Below are 16,376 nucleotides of genomic sequence, written 5' to 3'. Positions count from 1 at the left end.
ACACCGATACATATAAGTGCAATATGACCAGATCACATTACCGTTCTGTGTTTATCGTGTAGTCTATTGAACGATTTTGGTAAAAATAGAACATCGGCCTTGGCGGGCGCGTAGAAATATGACAATTGAACTCGCGTTTTATCGCGGTTTTGCCTGCCGCAATTATCTTCTTCAGGTTGTCCCATGCTGCGCCGTTTCTTCGCTTATTATCGCCCCTATCGGGGGCTGTTCATCCTCGATTTTTCGTGCGCCGTGCTTTCCGGCGTGCTGGAACTCGGCTTTCCGATGGCGGTGAAGGCGTTCGTCGACGTGCTGTTGCCGGGCGGAGAATGGGGCATCATCATCGCGGCCTCGGTCGCTCTTTTGATGATCTATGTGCTGAACACCGGCCTGATGGCGACCGTCACCTACTGGGGACATATGCTTGGCATCAATATCGAAACCGATATGCGGCGCCTGGCGTTCGATCACCTGCAGAAGCTCTCCTTCCGTTATTTCGACAACCAGAAGACTGGCCATCTGGTCGGGCGGCTGACAAAGGATCTGGAAGAGATCGGCGAGGTGGCTCATCACGGTCCGGAAGACCTGTTCATTGCCATCATGACCTTCATCGGCGCTTTCCTGCTGATGCTGTCCGTCAACGTGCAGTTGGCGCTGATCACCGCTGCCGTCGTGCCTGTGACAGCCTGGGTCACCAGCCGTTACGGCGGTCGCATGACCAACAATTTCCGCCAGCTTTACGGCCGTATCGGCGCGTTCAACGCCCGTATCGAGGAAAATGTCGGCGGCATGCGCGTCGTGCAGGCTTTCGCCAACGAGGACCACGAGCGCGCTCTGTTCGACAAGGACAACCAGAAATACCGGCAGACGAAGCTGAATGCCTACAAGATCATGGCCGCCAGCACGTCGCTCAGCTACATGAGCATGCGCCTGACGCAGATGATCGTGATGATCTGCGGCGCCTACTTCGTGCTGAACGGCAGCCTGACGGAGGGCGGTTTCGTCGGTTTCCTGCTGCTGGTCGGCGTGTTTTTCCGCCCGGTCGAAAAGATCAACTCGGTGATCGAAACCTATCCCAAGGGCATTGCCGGTTTCCGCCGCTTCACAGAACTGATGGATACGGCGCCCGACATCGTCGATGCGCCCGGTGCGGTTGAGGCACCGGCATTTCGCGGTGCGATCGAATATCGCGGCGTGGATTTCGCCTATGCCGAGGGCAAGCAGGTTCTGCGCAATATCGACCTGAAGATCAGGGCAGGTGAGACGGTGGCCTTTGTCGGCCCATCCGGTGCCGGCAAGACGACGCTTTGCTCGTTGTTGCCACGCTTCTACGATGTGACGGGCGGCGCGATCACCATCGATGGCATCGATATTCGCGACATGAAGCTGTCGTCGTTGCGCGCCCAGATCGGCATCGTGCAGCAGGACGTCTTCCTGTTCGGGGGTTCGATCCGCGAAAACATCGAATATGGCCGCCTCGGCGCTTCTGATGCGGAGATCATGGACGCGGCCCGCCGGGCGCGGCTGGATGGCGTGATCGAGGCGATGCCGAACGGGCTGGATACCATCATCGGCGAACGGGGCGTGAAACTCTCCGGCGGCCAGAAACAGCGCCTGGCCATTGCCCGCATGTTCCTGAAAAATCCGCCGATCCTCATTCTCGACGAGGCGACCTCGGCGCTCGATACCGAGACGGAACGCGCGATCCAGCAATCGCTGAGCGAACTCGCCAAGGGCCGCACCACGCTCGTCATCGCCCACCGCCTGGCGACGATCCGCGATGCCTCCCGCATAGTGGTGGTAGACCAGACCGGCATAGCCGAAACCGGCGACCATGCGGAATTGTTGGCGGCGAAGGGGCATTATAGCCGTTTGCATGATGCGCAGTTTGGCGGGCTTACGGCCTAGAAACTTTGGATATAAGCGGGGTCCTGCCTGCACACTCGACGTCATCCTCTGGTTTGATCAGAGGATCCATTTTTCAGTGAGCTGTGGATGGTCGGGTCAAGCCCGACCATGATGGGGAGGCGGTTTTCCGTGTGCGTTGGCAATTTTCGGAGAGCTTTACCTTGCTGTCAGGCAACGCTTGTTCGAAGGGCGGCTGCGGTGCCTTCAGGGTCGACGGCGATGACCCGCAGGTAAGCGCGGGCGGGTTGGTCCGGCTCACTGCGGCCCTGTTCCCAATCGCGCAGAGTGCCAAGCGGAATATGGTAACGGACAGAAAATTCTTCCTGCGTCAGTTTCAACGCGCGGCGAATGATCTTGATGCGCGGCATTCTTTTGGCAGAAGACAATTGCGCGGCGGAAAGCGGGGGATTGTCAGGATCAGACAACGCGTTGGCTTCGGCTTCTTCGTCGGTCATAGCGTGAAGACGAGCCCATTCGGTCTGATCGATTTTACCATCCGCCATCTTCATAATCCTTGCGTTCTGCGCGCGTTGCTTTTCGTGCGGAAATGATGCGGATCGCTTCGTCTCGTTCAGTATAGATGACGGTTAGCACTAGACCGCTGCCCAAACCAACGATGCGCCTTCTTACTTCGTGGTATGCCATTGAACGTTCTTCAATGTCGATTGCAAACGGGTCGTCGAAAACATGCGACGCTGTGTCAAAACTCACGCCATGCTTTGTGAGATTGGCTAAAGCCTTTTGCTCATCCCATTCGAAATATAACATGGCGAACTACGGGTTTCCAGTAGCTGTAGAGTCAAATGGCGCTGGAAGCAGTTCGGGGGCTTCTTCGTGTGAGAAAGAGCCCCCAAATTTGGTCATTTCTTCTTATTGGGCGCTTGAGTTAAGGCTGAGGCCGCTACCTTTTTTACGGCAGCGGGTGTCTTTGGATTGCTAAGCAGCTTTCCTGCCGTAGATGCAACCGATTTAGAAGTACGTTCATTGCGGGCCATCTGGAAAACTCCTTGTTGATGGCTACCGAAGCTACCTCGACTCCAATACTCTTATGCTCCATAATTACTGTGCCAACAGAGGAGGCATTAGAGTCTCTTCGTCCCGCGTGGGCTTCGGCTTTTTCGCGGTATACAAGCCGGGACATTCGTGTCCCGGCTTTTGTATTTCTAATGCTCTGCAAATCACAAATACGATTCTGGTTTTGTTCTCTTTAAAACTCCAGCCCGACAGAATCGCCGGGCTAGAAATTTTTGAGTTATCCACAGCTATATCAGCTGCAACCGCTCGTCGCACCACACGTATCGCACTTCTCACAAGTCCCGTTCCGCACCATCGTGAAGTTCTGGCACTCGGAGCACATGTTGCCCGTGTAGCCCTGTGCGATGGAGCGCATGCGGCGTTCGTTTTCGACCTTCTTGGCTTCCGTCTTGGCGGAGGCGGCGTCTGCTGCTGCCTTGTCGGAGAAGAGGGCCGTTGCTGCCTGTTCGGTTTCGGTGGCGAGTGCCTCGTCGGCGATCTCGTCCGCCAGTTCCTTTGCGCGTTCCTCGTAGTCGCGCTTGAAGGCGACGATTTCGGAGGTCGAGGCGGCGACGACCGGCTCCAGCTTGCGTACGGCATTGCCGGAGATGGAGGTCACGCTGGCCGAAGCGCGTGCCGGGGCGGCGGTTGCCGAACCTTTCGGCTCGGAAGACGAACGCTCGCTGCCGGTGCTGGAAACCAGCGTTGGCTTGTAGCCACGGGTCCAGCCGGTGGAGAGCAGGTTGGTCTTGCCTTCCTGAATGCCCTTGCCGAGCGCCGTGTTGGAGAAGTCGGACGTATCGACATGCGCCAAATCGTGACGGCCGAGGTAGGAAACCGCCAGTTCACGGAACACGTAGTCGAGGATCGACGTGGCGTTCTTGATCGCGTCGTTGCCGATGACCATGCCGGCCGGTTCGAACTTGGTGAAGGTGAAGGCCTCCACATATTCTTCCAGCGGTACGCCGTATTGCAGGCCGAGCGAGATGGCGATGGCGAAGTTGTTCATCATCGCACGGAAAGCAGCGCCTTCCTTGTGCATGTCGATGAAGATTTCGCCGAGGCGGCCATCACCGAATTCGCCGGTGCGCAGATACACCTTATGTCCGCCGACAGCAGCCTTCTGGGTGTAACCCTGACGGCGGTTCGGCAGCTTCTCCCGTTCGCGGCTGACGCGCTCGACCACACGCTCGATGATCTTTTCGGTCAGCGTGACAGCCTGGGCTGCCTGCGGCTGAGCGATCAGCTCTTCGATTGCGTCTTCGTCATCCTCGTCTTCCACGAGCGATGCGTTGAGCGGCTGGGACAGCTTGGAACCATCGCGGTAAAGGGCGTTTGCCTTCAGTGCCAGCTTCCAGGACAGCATGTAGGCTGCGCCGCAATCTTCCACCGTTGCGTCGTTCGGCATGTTGATCGTCTTGGAGATCGCGCCCGAGATGAACGGCTGTGCCGCTGCCATCATGCGGATGTGGGATTCGACCGAGAGATAACGCTTGCCGATCTTGCCGCAGGGGTTGGCGCAATCGAAGACGGGCAGGTGCTCGTCCTTCAGGAACGGCGCGCCTTCCAGCGTCATCGCGCCGCAAACGTGCACGTTTGCCGCTTCGATGTCCTTCTTGCCGAAGCCGAGATGCTCCAGCAGGTTGAAGCTCATGTCGGCGAGTTGCTCGTCGGAAACCTTCAGCGTGTCCTTCAGGAAGTCCGCGCCCAGCGTCCACTGGTTGAAGACGAACTTGATGTCGAAGGCGGACTTCAGCGCGCCGTTGACGGCTTCGATCTTCTCATCCGTGAAGCCCTTGGCCTTCAGCGTGCCGGGGTTGATGCCTGGCGCCTGGTTCAGGTTGCCGTGGCCGACCGCGTAGGCTTCGATCTCGGCGATCTGGCTTTCCGAGTAACCGAGCGAACGCAGGGATTCCGGAACGGCGCGGTTGATGATCTTGAAATAACCGCCACCGGCGAGCTTCTTGAACTTCACCAGCGCGAAGTCAGGCTCGATGCCGGTCGTGTCGCAATCCATGACGAGGCCGATCGTGCCTGTCGGCGCGATAACGGTGGTCTGGGCGTTGCGGTAACCGTGCTGTTCGCCAAGCTCCAGCGCCTTGTCCCATGCGGCAACCGCGTGGGTGATGAGGTCCTGATCCGGGCAATCGGCATGAATGAGCGCGACCGGGTTAACCGACAGGCCTTCGTAACCGTAAGCCAGCCCCTGAGCGGCGCGGCGGTGGTTGCGGATGACGCGCAGCATGTTGTCTCGGTTCGGCGCGAAGCCGGGGAACGGACCAAGCTCGCCTGCCATTTCTGCGGACGTTGCGTAGGAAACGCCAGTCATGATGGCGGTCAGGGCACCGGCAATCGCACGGCCTTCGTCGCTGTCGTAGGGAATGCCCGAGGACATCAGTAGGCCGCCGATGTTGGCGTAGCCGAGGCCGAGCGTGCGGTATTCGTAGGAGAGTTCCGCAATCTGGCGCGACGGGAACTGCGCCATCATGACCGAAACTTCGAGAACGATCGTCCACAGGCGGACGGCGTGCTCGTAATCGGCAATGTTGATGTTCTTGGTGGCTGCGTCCTTGAACTGGATGAGGTTCAGCGAGGCAAGGTTGCAGGCCGTGTCATCCAGGAACATGTATTCCGAGCACGGGTTGGATGCGCGGATCGGGCCAGCGGCCGGCGAGGTGTGCCAGTCGTTCATGGTGGTGTTGAAGTGCAGGCCCGGATCGGCAGATGCCCATGCGGCGTGCGAAATCTTTTCCCACAGATCGCGGGCCTTCAGCGTCTTCATGACGCGGCCATCGCGGCGTGCGGTCAGGTTCCAGTCGCCGTCGTTTTCAACTGCGCGCAGGAAGTCATCCTTCAGTGACACGGAGTTGTTGGAGTTCTGGCCGGAAACCGTGAGGTAGGCTTCGGAATCCCAATCCGTGTCATAGGTCTTGAATTCGATATCCTTGTAGCCCTGCTGGGCGAACTGGATGACACGCTTGACGTAGTTTTCCGGAACCTGATCCTTCTTGGCGGCGCGGATTTCGCGCTTGAGGGCAGGGTTCTTGGCCGGGTCGAAGCAATCGCCGTTATCGGCTTCGCAGTTGACGCAGGCCTTCATGATCGCCTTGAGGTGCTTGGCAACGATCTTGGAGCCGGTCACCAGAGCCGCAACCTTCTGCTCTTCGTTCACCTTCCAGTCGATGTAAGCTTCGATATCCGGATGATCGGCGTCGACGACGACCATCTTGGCTGCGCGGCGGGTGGTGCCGCCGGACTTGATAGCGCCTGCTGCACGGTCCCCGATCTTGAGGAAGCTCATGAGGCCGGAGGACTTGCCGCCACCCGAAAGCTTCTCGCCTTCGCCGCGGAGGTAAGAGAAGTTGGAGCCGGTGCCCGAACCGTATTTGAACAGACGCGCTTCACGCACCCACAGGTCCATGATGCCGCCTTCGTTCACCAGATCGTCCTCGACGGACTGGATGAAGCAGGCATGTGGCTGCGGATGTTCGTAAGCGGACTTGGACTTGGTGAGCTTGCCGGTGAAGGGGTCGACGTAGAAGTGGCCCTGGCCGGGGCCGTCGATGCCATAGGCCCAATGCAGGCCGGTGTTGAACCACTGAGGGGAATTCGGTGCAACGCGCTGGGTGGCGAGCATGTAGGCAAGCTCATCGCGGAACGCGAGAGCATCTTCTTCGGACGAGAAATATTTGCCCTTCCAGCCCCAGTAGGTCCACGTACCGGCGAGACGGTCGAACACCTGACGCGCATCCGTCTCCGAGCCGTAGCGCTCACCTTCGGGAATATCCTTCATGGCCTTTTCGTCGGCAACCGAACGCCACAGGAAGGACGGAACATCGTTTTCCTCGACCTTTTTCAGGATCTTCGGAACGCCGGCCTTGCGGAAATACTTCTGCGCCAGAACGTCGGTCGCAACCTGGCTGAACTGCGCGGGAACGTCGATATCCGCCAGACGGAACACGATGGAACCATCCGGGTTCTTGATCTCGCTGACGGCCTTGCGGAAGTCGATTTCCGCATAAGGCGACTGGCCGGGCTTCGTGAAGCGACGTTCAATGCGCATTGGTTCGTGTCCTCGTCCATTGGGCGTCCGATGAGGGACGCAAGAATTCGTTCCAGCTGTGCGCAGTCTGCGTGCAGCCGGTTGTTTGCCGATATGAATGGGATGTTCATCCTTGGATGTCGTCCCTGTATCTCGTGGCGAATTCGGCTGCAAGCTAAATCAGAATACTAAATATAGTATCAACAGCTTCTGGCCGCCAGTCCCCGCATCATGTTTTTAGCGACAAAGCCAGTGCGCAGAATACCATTGCGTTCCACCCCCTCACGGCCGGAACGCAGGCAAACGCATCAACTGAAATGGGACAAGAACCGAAGGTGAGACACCCGATTCCGTTGCCGCCGCAACATGAGTGTCACTTTTAAAAAGTGTGGTGATTCCGTCAAGCCTTAGTTTGCAACCGTTTGTTAACCACAAGATATTGTGTGAAGTGGTTGTGGAAAACGGGGAAAGAAAAACCCGCTATAAATATCAGTGACTTGGCCTGGAATGTTCAGGGTTGCCAAACGTCACCCTCCGTAACGTGGAGTGTGTAAATGATATCTTTTGTGCGGCTGAACGGTGTTCCGAGCGGCCGGATAATTTTTCTCTTTCCACAAGAGTCGTGGCCGGAATATGCAAAAATCGGTGCGCGGCTACAAAATCTTGTGGTGTTGCGACTGGCGTGAACACCCTGAAACGCAGGGAATTTCTCGTCAGAAGTTTACGCGTGTTGCCGTGCCACTTTTCCGCTAAGACGGACCGTCTTGTGAGCGTGGAGAAAAGTGCGGCATGCGCGATGTGCTCGAACGGCAACAGGTCTGGATATATTTCGTCTCTGTGGCGCTTGGGGTGCTCACTGCATTTGCGGTGTCGGGCACTGAAGGCCTCGAGGCTGCCATCAACCCCGCACTGGCGTTCATGCTGTTCGTGACGTTTCTGCAGGTGCCGATCGCGGATATCGGCAAGGGGTTCGGCGAAACCCGGTTCCTTGCGGCCCTCATGACCAGCAATTTTCTCGCCATCCCCGTGCTTTGCTTCCTGCTGGTAGGGCTGACGGCCGACGATGCGATGCTGAGGCTCGGCATCTTCATAGTGCTTCTGACACCATGCATCGACTACGTGATTACCTTCGCTCATCTGGCGCGGGCAGATGCACGCCTGCTGCTTTCCGCCACGCCGATCCTGCTTCTGGTGCAGATGGCGTTGCTGCCGCTCTATCTGGCAATTTTTCTTGGTGATGATGCTGCCGGACTGGTGCAGATCGGTCCGTTTTTCCATGCCTTCGTCTGGTTGATCGCCGTGCCGCTGCTTCTTGCCGCGACAGTGCAGTTCTGGGCGTCGCGACATGACATGGGAGAGAAGATCAACGGATATCTCGGTCTTCTGCCAGTCCCGGCGACAGCTGTGGTGCTGTTTCTGGTCGTTGCCGCGACGGTACCGGTTCTTGGAGCGGCGGCAGGCCACGCGCTGTCTGCGTTGCCGGTCTATGTGGCCTTTGCCGTTCTGGCGCCACTTGCCGGGTTCGCCGTGTCGAAACTGTTCGGACTGGCACCGCAAAGTGCGGGTGCCGTTTCCTTTTCGTCGGCTACGCGCAATTCGCTGGTCGTGTTGCCGCTGGCGCTTGCGGTGCCGGGCGCCATTCCGGTGCTGCCCGCCGTGATCGTGACGCAGACGATGGTGGAGCTGATTGCCGAGCTGATTTACATCCGCATCATTCCGCGTCTCGTCGGCACCAGATGATATAAAAATACGCCGGAGAGGATGATCTCCGGCGCATCATGCATTCCCGAACTGGCGCGGCCGATATCAGCCGCGCGAACCCTTGGCGATTGGCTCCTGATAGGTGAAGCCCATGTCCCAGGGGAAATAGATCCAAGTGTCCTGGCTCACTTCGGTGACGAAGGTGTCAATGGTCGGTACGCCCTTCGGCTTGGCGTAGACGCAGGCAAAATGCGCCTTCGGCAGCATTTCGCGCACTTCGATGGCGGTCTTGCCGGTATCGGTCAGGTCGTCCACGACGAGAACGCCTTCGCCGCCATCGGCCGCCAGTTCCGAAGCGATGCCCTTCAGCAGCAGGGTATCGCCCTGGTTGACGTAATCGTGGCGGGTCGCGATGCAGACCGTGTCGATCAGGCGGATGTTCAGCTCGCGCGAAATGATCGCTGCCGGAACGAGGCCGCCGCGGGTGATACAGACGATGGCCTTGAATTCGCGGTCAAGGCCGGCAAGACGCCAGGCAAGTGCGCGGGCGTCGCGGTGGAACTGATCCCAGGAAACGGGAAAGGCTTTATCAGGCAGGGACATGGTTTACCGTCTGGTCAAATTGGTGATTGTCTCGGCTAATAGCCGCAAGTTCCGCAAAAAGGCAAGCTTTGCGCTGCTTTCCCTGCCATTTCACGCATTTCTACCTCGCGCATTTCCACAGTGGTCGCGGCTGTGGACCTGCGAGATAGGAATAGAAAAAATGCCCCGGTACAATTGAGCCGGGGCATCGGGCTTCCAACGGGGATGTTCAGCGAGACAGCAGGGTCATCGCCGTCATGGAGTCGAGCAGGGTGCGCGTCACGCCGCCGAACAACATTTCCCACCACCGCGAATGGCCGTAGGCGCCCATCACCAGCAGGTCGATGCTGTTGTCGGAGAGGCGGTTCTCGATTGCCGTCTGGGGTGAGACGCCGGCGATCCTCTCCTGCGAGCTCACGGTCACGTTCACGCCATGGCGGGCGAGCGTGGCGGCAAGTTCCGCACCGGCCAGGGTGGATGACTGCGTTTCGCTTTCCACCGGATCGACGGAGAAGATTTCGACGCTTTCCGCCTCCTTGAGGAAGGGAAGGGCATCGAAGGTCGCGCGGGTTGCCTCACGCGATCCGTTCCAGGCGATGAGCACTTTGCGGATCGGCTTTGGTTCCGTCAGTATATGCGGGATGAGAAGAACGGGACGGCCGCTTTCATACAGGAAGCTGTCGATATCGGAGCGGCTGTCGGAGAGAATCGACGTGTCGCTCTGGCGTGCGACTACAAGATCGGCGCAGCGGGCGCTGTCGATGGCCGCGGCCGAGGTGTAGCCCACCGAGGTCACGAAGCTGCGCCATTCGTGCGAGATGCCGTTTGCCGAAAGCGCACGCTCGAAGATCGTGCCGATTTCCGTCGTTTCCTTGTGCGCCACGTCCTGAATGGCCTGCACGGTTGCCGGATCGGGAATTTCCATCGGGGCAACAAGAGGAACGGCGGCAAGCGTTTCCATGTGCAGGCCGATCACATGGGCGGAAAACTGGTTTGCAAGGCTGACGACGAAATCATCGAGCTTTCGCGTGTTCGCAACATTGTCGACAACGGCAAGTATCGTCTTGTAACCCATGCTAGTCTCCTCGTTGGCCGGTTGTGCACCGGCATTTTCGATGATGAAGCGTGGTCCGGTTTTACGGACATCACCTTGATATTGGTCAAACCGTTTTGTTGTTCAGGCGGTTGCGTCGCCCTTGCTCACCGCAAGCCTTTTCTCGCGGCCGATAGCCTCGATCATTTCGGAAACGGCATCTGCCGCCGCCTTCAGGACCTGTGGGTCGCGGGCGCGCACGACGATTTCCGTTGAAAATCGCTGGCCGTCATATTTCGGGTAGGAGCCGATGCTTGTTTCCGGGTGTGCCTTCTGGATGGCCGTCAGCGGGGTGCCGATATCGCCTTCGCCATAGGGTGAGCGGACCGACTGCGACATGACCCGCGAACCGGTGCGCAGCGTCGGCATCACGTTGTCGAGCATGGCCTGGAACACCTGCGGCACGCCTGCCATCACGTAGACGTTTTCAACGACGAATCCCGGCGCAACGGAGACGGGATTGGCGATGTGGGCGGCACCCTTGGGCATGCGCGCCATACGCTTGCGTGCCTCGGTAAATTCCATCTCGCGGACCCGGTACATGTCGCCCAGAATGCGCAGCGCCTCGGCGTCATGTTCGCAGGGCAGGCCGAAAGCGGCGGATACCGCGTCGGCGGTGATATCGTCATGGGTTGGGCCGATGCCGCCGGACGTGAACACGTAATCATGACGGGCGCGCAGCGCATTCAGCGCCTCGACGATGGCCGCTTCCTCATCGGCGACGATTCGTACTTCTCTGAGGTCTATACCCGACATGGTAAGAACATCGGCGAGATGGCCGATGTTCTTGTCTTTGGTGCGTCCCGACAGGAGTTCGTCACCGATGGCAAGCATGGCTGCAGTCACGACGGATGGAGTGGAGGAGGGTATGGACATGGTTGTACTCGTCTTCTGTTTCACTCAAGGTTAGCGTCCCGCCGGTTCGAATGCAAAGCGGTTTTGACTGAACTTATGGATAGGATCGGTTGACATCGGCGTTGTCTGTTCAATCATCGTGAACAGTGCGTCTGCGAAAGCCCGGCTGGGCGGACGGCATGCGCTTCGCTACCTTTCCATCACAAGATTGTAGCGGGTAGTTGTCTATGATTATCGAGTTTTTGAAACGGTTCCTGGCTGGTACGCCGGAAACCACTCCAGCAAAGGAAATCAAGAAAATGACCAAGGTTCTGGTGCTTTATTATTCTTCCTACGGCCATATCGAAAAAATGGCTTATGCCGTGGCTGAAGGCGTAAAATCGACGGGTGCGGAAGCAGTGGTAAAGCGGGTTCCCGAGCTGGTGCCCGAAGAGGTTGCCAAGTCCTCGCACTTCAAGCTGGATCAGGCGGCGCCGGTTGCGACCGTCGATGAGCTGGCGGAATACGATGCCATCATCGTTGGCGCCGGTACCCGTTTCGGCACCGTTGCGTCGCAGATGCGCAATTTCTGGGATCAGACCGGCGGTCTGTGGTTCACCGGCAAGCTGGTCGGCAAGGTCGGGTCGGCCTTCACATCGTCGGCGACGCAGCATGGCGGTCAGGAATCCACCATCCTCGGTTTCCTTCCGACGTTCCTTCACCACGGGATGGTCGTTGCCGGTCTGCCTTACGCCTTCCAGGGCCAGATGGGCGTTGACGAAATCAAGGGCGGTTCGCCTTACGGTGCTTCGACGATCACCGACGGCGACGGTTCGCGTCAGCCTTCCGAGATCGAACTTGAAGGTGCACGTTTCCAGGGCGCGCATGTGGCCAAGATCGCGGCCAAGGTTTCGGCCTGATCTGCACTGCCCATCTAAAAACGAAATGCGGCCTCAAGGGCCGCATTTTTCATTCCCGCGATGATGTCGCAGGCGTGGCTCAGATGCTCTGGTTGGAGCGGTCAGACAGGCAGGCTGACCATGAACATGCAGCTTACGATCACAACACCGATCAATGAAATTTCAAGAACACCGTTCAATCCGTCTCGCATGGTTCGTCCTCCTTGCATCGCTTGGAGAAAGAACGAAAAATGCCGATTGTGGTTCCTGCGGGCCGAGGAAATTTTCGCCGTGCTGATGAACGGACAGCGTGCCGGCGCTTAGCCCGTCAACACGAAGGCGACGATGAGATGGCCAATCAGGCCGATCACCAGGCAGGACATCATGATGATGAGCAGGACTTTTTTCATCTGGTTTTCGCCGATCCTTACGCCTTGAAATCCAGCCCTGCTTCGATTGCAGCTGCCACGAATGCCTTTCTGGCATCTTCCGGCTTCTTTTTACCGGCATCGACGGCAGCACAGACAAGAAGCGCCTTGTCCAGCGCATCGCCGTCTTCAACGGGCCAATCCTCGATCAGCGCCCAGGAGGCTGCCTGCGTCGTTTCGATGGTCGTGTATTCACCCGGCGTTTCAAACGCGATCAGAACGGGTTTTTGCCAGCGCGTGTTCATCGCTCATCCATATCAAATCCAGGCCCGGCTCTAAACGAAGCGCCGGGGATGTGCAATCCCATTGGCACCGGTCATGGCGTCGCACGCCGTTATCGCGAGAGTGCAGCGCGGCTTTGCGCGCGTGCGTCAGTCGTCGCGTCCCCACAGAGGCCAGTCGCGGATGATGCGGCGATTGATAAGCTGAAGCGAGCGGTCGGGCGCGATACGATACGTCTCGACGGCCCGCGTGCTGCTGTCGATACGGAACTCGTGGCTGAAGGTGCTGCCGATCGGCGATTTCGTCAGCTTGGTGCGCGGTTGGCCATTATAGATGATGCTGCCTGGAATCGGCTCCAATTCATAGGCCGGGGCGGCAACGGTACAGCCAGCGAGGCCAATCGTCAGGACGATTGCGGCATAAGGCGCGATCTTGGTCATCATATCCTCCGAAGTGCGTCGTTGAAAACGATGCAGGCGGCAAACCGGTTCCAGCTGCTCCGGTTTCCGTTGCATGGAACCGTTTGTCAACGACGGGGAGGGGCGAGGGCGGCTATTTCTTCTTCGGGGTCTGGATGTCCTTCGCGACCCATCGGAAGAAGACATAGAGAAGAAAGGCGCAGATGAAGAGTGGGAAAAGGTTTGCGAAACCGGACATGAAATTCTCGATTTTTCTCCGTGACGACGATCGGGGCGGGCCGGAGAATAGTGGGATAGAGATCGCGCCACCCGACGTCCCGTCACCGTTCCGTGAGAAGCGCTGGGTACGGCTGCGAGGCCTGTAATTGGACCGATGGATGTAAAGAGGCCCGGCGCACTGCCTGTGAGACCGAGCCTCTCCGCCTCCCGTCAGTTTCAGGGGACGGGCGACTGGATTTGAAGTATGACCAAGCTAGGCGCTTACATATAGACCGAGAAATTACCGTGCAGAATCAGCATCGCCCGCTGGAACCTTTGTTGCTCCCCGTCATTTGAATCCACATGAAAAATGTCAATCCAGGAGGACCTAAATGCTCGGCACAATCCTTGTTATCCTGCTTATTCTTTTCCTGATCGGCGCTCTGCCAAGCTGGGGGTATCACAACTACGGATACGGTCCATCGGGCGGCCTCGGCCTTGTTCTGGTGATCGTGCTGATCCTGGTCCTTATGGGCAGGATTTGAGCGACTGAACACATGACGAGTCGATGACGTGCTTCTGTCGCTGGTCCTTGTCAGGCCCGCGACAGTTTTATTTCACGAAGCAGCATGCGCGCTCAAGCATCAGGAAATCTGTCATCCTGGACCACGGATCGCGCAGTTTCATTTCGAGAATTTTTATGGAGTGGATTTGAAAGTCTTGGAGGCCTCGCCCGGAATTGAACCGGGGTACAAGGATTTGCAGTCCTCTGCGTCACCACTCCGCCACGAGGCCTCAACCGCTCGTCGTTTCGAGCGATGGCGGGCATTTAGAACGAATCCATTTTGGGTGCAAGAGGCTTAATCTCGAATGTGACCGTTTTTGTTCGTCCCGCGCCTCCGGGTTGCGTGCAATTCAATGGGTTCCTATCGACAAAGATAAATACGCTTTTTCCTGCCAAGCTCCGATACCGCGCTTGAAAGCGAGGGCGCGGGCAATTATGAGATTATCGAAAGGCGAGGGGGAGCCCTGTGCCGCTTGGAGTTTTCGGAGACGCGGCCTTCCCGCCCGCATCCCATGAAATTGAGGCGATAACGATATGATGGATTTCGAAACCGCGCGCGCGAAAATGGTCGACAGCCAGTTGCGCACGACAGACGTGACGTCGCATTCGGTGCTTAACGCATTTCTGAACGTCCCGCGCGAGGCTTTCGTCCCGGCTGGCGCCAGGCAGATTGCCTATGTTGACGAGGACCTCCAGATCTGTCCCGCCAAGGATGGCCGTCCGGCCCGTTACGTCATGAAGGCATCGCCGCTTGCAAAGCTGCTTCAGCTTGCAGCCGTTACCAAGGACGATGTGGTTCTTGAAGTCGGCGGCGGCTCCGGTTATGCGGCTGCCATCCTGTCGCAGCTTGCCGGTTCCGTCGTTTCCCTGGAAAGCGACGAACAGCTTGCTGCCGAGGCGACCGAAACCCTTGCCTCGCTGGGCTACGACAATGTGGCCGTTGTCACGGGCGATCTCGAAAAGGGATATGCGGGCGAGGCGCCATACGATCTCATCTTCATCAACGGTTCCGTCGAGGAAGTTCCTGCGGCACTGCTTGGCCAGCTGCGCGATGGCGGACGTCTGGTTGTCGTCGTCGGTTATGGCAATGCGGCGATGGCAACCGTTTATCGTCGTGACGGAAACGGTACTTCGGCCGTGACGCTCTTCAATGCCTCGGTCAAGCCGGTGCCGGGCTTTGCGAAGGTCAAGGAATTCGTTTTCTGAGGAAGGCGGATATATTTTTTTCGAAAGGCCGGAATGGATTGTCCATTCCGGCTTTTTTATTGGCGTAACAAAGCTGTGTACCGCTGAGAAAGTCGCGCATTCGGCGATTTAGTTCCTGAGTCGGCTGGCCTAAACTAAGGGTGATTCGGGGCGTATCGTGTTTTTCCGCCCCGTGTGGTCTTTAAGTGGAAACCGGGGATAGAAATGGCTCAGCCAAGCGTAGCGCGTGAACCGTCCATGGAAGAAATTCTGGCGTCGATCCGGCGGATCATCGAAAGCAACGAGCCAGGCCCGTCCGGTTCATTCTCCGGGCAGTTGCCGCCTGTCTATGATGACGAGGACGACATCATTGCGGAAACCTCGTTCGGCGCGGATGCTTCCAGTCTTCCCACGCGTGTTCCTCCGGCTGCCAATCAGTCCTTCGGTCAGCGGCCCGCACAGGATTTTTCTCCGATGCATGAACGACAGGAAACGGCCGCTGAAAAAACCATGTCGCTTGCCGACGTGGCTGCGCGCGTCCGCGCCGCTGCCGATCGCAATGCCGCGATGGGGCCGCAGGCGTTTGCCGCGCAGGCGCAGCAGCGCCGCGCGGAAGAGTTTGCTCAGGTTGCGGCAATTCCTGCCGCGCCAGCGCCGGTCATGTCCGCGCCCGTCGAGCGCCCAGTGGCGCAGCGTCCGACCGATGTTCGCCCGTTGATGGTTGCGGCCGCTCAGGAATCCAAGGAGCAGGCGCCCGCTTTTGTCGCCGTCGAGGACCGTGCCGCTGCCGCCGCCATCGAGAGTGCTGCGCCTGTCGAGCCGCGCTTCGAGGATGTCGCGTTGCGCGGTGCCATCGAGACGGTGGTCGCCGAAGAACGCTTCGAAATGCCGGTCCTGCCTGACTTCGTTGTCGAACAGGCCGAACAGGCGCCGCAGCTCACCGAAGCGGCTGCCGGACCGGCAGTGCAGAACGAGTCGTCGCAGCATGAGGGCATGTCGTCGCTGACCTCTCTCATCTCCGCCGAAGCCGGTGCTCAGATCGCTCGCTCCTTCGGCGAACTGGCGCAGGTGTTCGATGGTGTCGAGCGCCGCTCGCTGGAAGACATGGCGCAGGAAATGCTGCGTCCGATGCTTCATGACTGGTTGGAAGACAATCTGCCGACGCTGGTGGAGCGCCTTGTGCGTGAGGAAATCGAGCGCGTGGCACGCGGTTCGCGCCGCTGATTTGACCGGACAGGTTTCGATCAAGGCCGCTCCGGTATCGGAGCGGCTTTTTTGTTTGATAA

15 protein-coding genes and 1 tRNA gene are annotated in these 16,376 nt (G+C 58.4%); 7 read left to right on the top strand and 9 right to left on the bottom strand.

The genetic code is table 11. From position 1 onward, the window contains the following. Positions 1-183: 183 nt before the first annotated feature. The gene (locus N7578_RS17070) at positions 184-1,908 is read left to right on the top strand and encodes an ABC transporter ATP-binding protein (protein WP_311111457.1); all 1,725 of its coding nucleotides are present in this window, start codon (positions 184-186) and stop codon (positions 1,906-1,908) included. A 167-nt stretch (positions 1,909-2,075) separates the two neighbouring features. Here N7578_RS17070 and N7578_RS17065 read toward each other — a convergent pair whose 3' ends face one another. The 3 genes from N7578_RS17065 to N7578_RS17055 form a co-directional block, all read right to left on the bottom strand. Beyond that, positions 2,076-2,363, bottom strand: a complete 288-nt coding sequence (locus N7578_RS17065; protein ID WP_422646731.1) for a helix-turn-helix domain-containing protein — start codon at positions 2,361-2,363, stop codon at positions 2,076-2,078. A gap of 34 nt (positions 2,364-2,397) precedes the next feature. Continuing rightward, complete coding sequence (locus tag N7578_RS17060) at positions 2,398-2,676, bottom strand: BrnT family toxin (protein ID WP_311111455.1); 279 nt, start codon at positions 2,674-2,676, stop codon at positions 2,398-2,400. A 499-nt stretch (positions 2,677-3,175) separates the two neighbouring features. Continuing rightward, on the bottom strand, positions 3,176-6,985 hold the full coding sequence (locus N7578_RS17055) for a vitamin B12-dependent ribonucleotide reductase (RefSeq protein WP_311111454.1): 3,810 nt from the start codon (positions 6,983-6,985) through the stop codon (positions 3,176-3,178). 768 nt (positions 6,986-7,753) lie between these two features. On the opposite strand from N7578_RS17055, the gene N7578_RS17050 reads away from it, so the two are divergent. Further along, positions 7,754-8,704, top strand: coding sequence for an arsenic resistance protein (locus N7578_RS17050; protein WP_311111453.1), 951 nt, complete (start codon positions 7,754-7,756; stop codon positions 8,702-8,704). Between the two features lie 66 nt (positions 8,705-8,770). Here the strand turns inward: N7578_RS17050 and gpt are convergent, their stop codons facing one another. The 3 genes from gpt to N7578_RS17035 form a co-directional block, all read right to left on the bottom strand. Continuing rightward, positions 8,771-9,268 carry a xanthine phosphoribosyltransferase gene (gpt, locus tag N7578_RS17045; protein WP_311111452.1) on the bottom strand — a complete coding sequence of 166 codons (498 nt, stop codon included), beginning with the start codon at positions 9,266-9,268 and terminating at the stop codon, positions 8,771-8,773. 208 nt (positions 9,269-9,476) lie between these two features. Next, positions 9,477-10,322: a universal stress protein gene (locus tag N7578_RS17040; protein WP_311111451.1), complete on the bottom strand. Its 846-nt coding sequence runs from the start codon at positions 10,320-10,322 to the stop codon at positions 9,477-9,479. A gap of 102 nt (positions 10,323-10,424) precedes the next feature. Then, positions 10,425-11,216, bottom strand: a complete 792-nt coding sequence (locus N7578_RS17035; RefSeq protein ID WP_311111450.1) for a competence/damage-inducible protein A — start codon at positions 11,214-11,216, stop codon at positions 10,425-10,427. 278 nt (positions 11,217-11,494) lie between these two features. Between N7578_RS17035 and wrbA the strand changes: the two genes are divergently transcribed. Then, positions 11,495-12,094 carry an NAD(P)H:quinone oxidoreductase type IV gene (gene wrbA, locus N7578_RS17030; RefSeq protein WP_311112542.1) on the top strand — a complete coding sequence of 200 codons (600 nt, stop codon included), beginning with the start codon at positions 11,495-11,497 and terminating at the stop codon, positions 12,092-12,094. Between the two features lie 120 nt (positions 12,095-12,214). Next, positions 12,215-12,397, top strand: a complete 183-nt coding sequence (locus tag N7578_RS17025; RefSeq protein WP_311111449.1) for a hypothetical protein — start codon at positions 12,215-12,217, stop codon at positions 12,395-12,397. Positions 12,398-12,500: 103 nt separating this feature from the next. Here the strand turns inward: N7578_RS17025 and N7578_RS17020 are convergent, their stop codons facing one another. Continuing rightward, positions 12,501-12,746 (bottom strand): DUF982 domain-containing protein, encoded by a 246-nt coding sequence (locus N7578_RS17020; protein ID WP_311111448.1) that lies wholly within the window; start codon positions 12,744-12,746, stop codon positions 12,501-12,503. Between the two features lie 126 nt (positions 12,747-12,872). Continuing rightward, positions 12,873-13,163 carry a hypothetical protein gene (locus N7578_RS17015; RefSeq protein ID WP_311111447.1) on the bottom strand — a complete coding sequence of 97 codons (291 nt, stop codon included), beginning with the start codon at positions 13,161-13,163 and terminating at the stop codon, positions 12,873-12,875. 569 nt (positions 13,164-13,732) lie between these two features. Between N7578_RS17015 and N7578_RS17010 the strand changes: the two genes are divergently transcribed. Further along, the gene (locus N7578_RS17010; protein ID WP_004442177.1) at positions 13,733-13,885 is read left to right on the top strand and encodes a DUF3309 family protein; all 153 of its coding nucleotides are present in this window, start codon (positions 13,733-13,735) and stop codon (positions 13,883-13,885) included. Positions 13,886-14,061: 176 nt separating this feature from the next. Here the strand turns inward: N7578_RS17010 and N7578_RS17005 are convergent. Further along, a tRNA-Cys gene (locus tag N7578_RS17005) sits at positions 14,062-14,135 on the bottom strand. A 304-nt stretch (positions 14,136-14,439) separates the two neighbouring features. Here N7578_RS17005 and N7578_RS17000 point away from each other — a divergent pair. Continuing rightward, complete coding sequence (locus N7578_RS17000; RefSeq protein WP_311111446.1) at positions 14,440-15,111, top strand: protein-L-isoaspartate O-methyltransferase; 672 nt, start codon at positions 14,440-14,442, stop codon at positions 15,109-15,111. Between the two features lie 204 nt (positions 15,112-15,315). After that, the gene (locus N7578_RS16995; protein WP_311111445.1) at positions 15,316-16,314 is read left to right on the top strand and encodes a DUF2497 domain-containing protein; all 999 of its coding nucleotides are present in this window, start codon (positions 15,316-15,318) and stop codon (positions 16,312-16,314) included. Positions 16,315-16,376 lie beyond the last annotated feature (62 nt).

The sequence above is a fragment of the Agrobacterium tumefaciens genome, assembly GCF_031801495.1.
Classification (GTDB): Bacteria; Pseudomonadota; Alphaproteobacteria; order Rhizobiales; family Rhizobiaceae; genus Agrobacterium; species Agrobacterium tumefaciens_K.
Note: the sequence above shows the minus strand (reverse complement) of the source record. Positions and strands in the feature narration are given on the sequence as shown.

What these genes read in the sequence shown, in the direction of transcription:
- N7578_RS17040 (WP_311111451.1), bottom strand. Translation starts at nt 10,322, where the DNA reads ATGGGTTACAAGACGATACTTGCCGTTGTCGACAATGTTGCGAACACG.
- wrbA (WP_311112542.1), top strand. Translation starts at nt 11,495, where the DNA reads ATGACCAAGGTTCTGGTGCTTTATTATTCTTCCTACGGCCATATCGAA.
- N7578_RS17050 (WP_311111453.1), top strand. Translation starts at nt 7,754, where the DNA reads ATGCGCGATGTGCTCGAACGGCAACAGGTCTGGATATATTTCGTCTCT.
- N7578_RS17055 (WP_311111454.1), bottom strand. Translation starts at nt 6,985, where the DNA reads ATGCGCATTGAACGTCGCTTCACGAAGCCCGGCCAGTCGCCTTATGCG.
- N7578_RS17000 (WP_311111446.1), top strand. Translation starts at nt 14,440, where the DNA reads ATGATGGATTTCGAAACCGCGCGCGCGAAAATGGTCGACAGCCAGTTG.
- N7578_RS16995 (WP_311111445.1), top strand. Translation starts at nt 15,316, where the DNA reads ATGGCTCAGCCAAGCGTAGCGCGTGAACCGTCCATGGAAGAAATTCTG.
- N7578_RS17070 (WP_311111457.1), top strand. Translation starts at nt 184, where the DNA reads ATGCTGCGCCGTTTCTTCGCTTATTATCGCCCCTATCGGGGGCTGTTC.
- gpt (WP_311111452.1), bottom strand. Translation starts at nt 9,268, where the DNA reads ATGTCCCTGCCTGATAAAGCCTTTCCCGTTTCCTGGGATCAGTTCCAC.
- N7578_RS17015 (WP_311111447.1), bottom strand. Translation starts at nt 13,163, where the DNA reads ATGACCAAGATCGCGCCTTATGCCGCAATCGTCCTGACGATTGGCCTC.
- N7578_RS17025 (WP_311111449.1), top strand. Translation starts at nt 12,215, where the DNA reads ATGAACATGCAGCTTACGATCACAACACCGATCAATGAAATTTCAAGA.
- N7578_RS17010 (WP_004442177.1), top strand. Translation starts at nt 13,733, where the DNA reads ATGCTCGGCACAATCCTTGTTATCCTGCTTATTCTTTTCCTGATCGGC.
- N7578_RS17020 (WP_311111448.1), bottom strand. Translation starts at nt 12,746, where the DNA reads ATGAACACGCGCTGGCAAAAACCCGTTCTGATCGCGTTTGAAACGCCG.
- N7578_RS17060 (WP_311111455.1), bottom strand. Translation starts at nt 2,676, where the DNA reads ATGTTATATTTCGAATGGGATGAGCAAAAGGCTTTAGCCAATCTCACA.
- N7578_RS17065 (WP_422646731.1), bottom strand. Translation starts at nt 2,363, where the DNA reads ATGACCGACGAAGAAGCCGAAGCCAACGCGTTGTCTGATCCTGACAAT.
- N7578_RS17035 (WP_311111450.1), bottom strand. Translation starts at nt 11,216, where the DNA reads ATGTCCATACCCTCCTCCACTCCATCCGTCGTGACTGCAGCCATGCTT.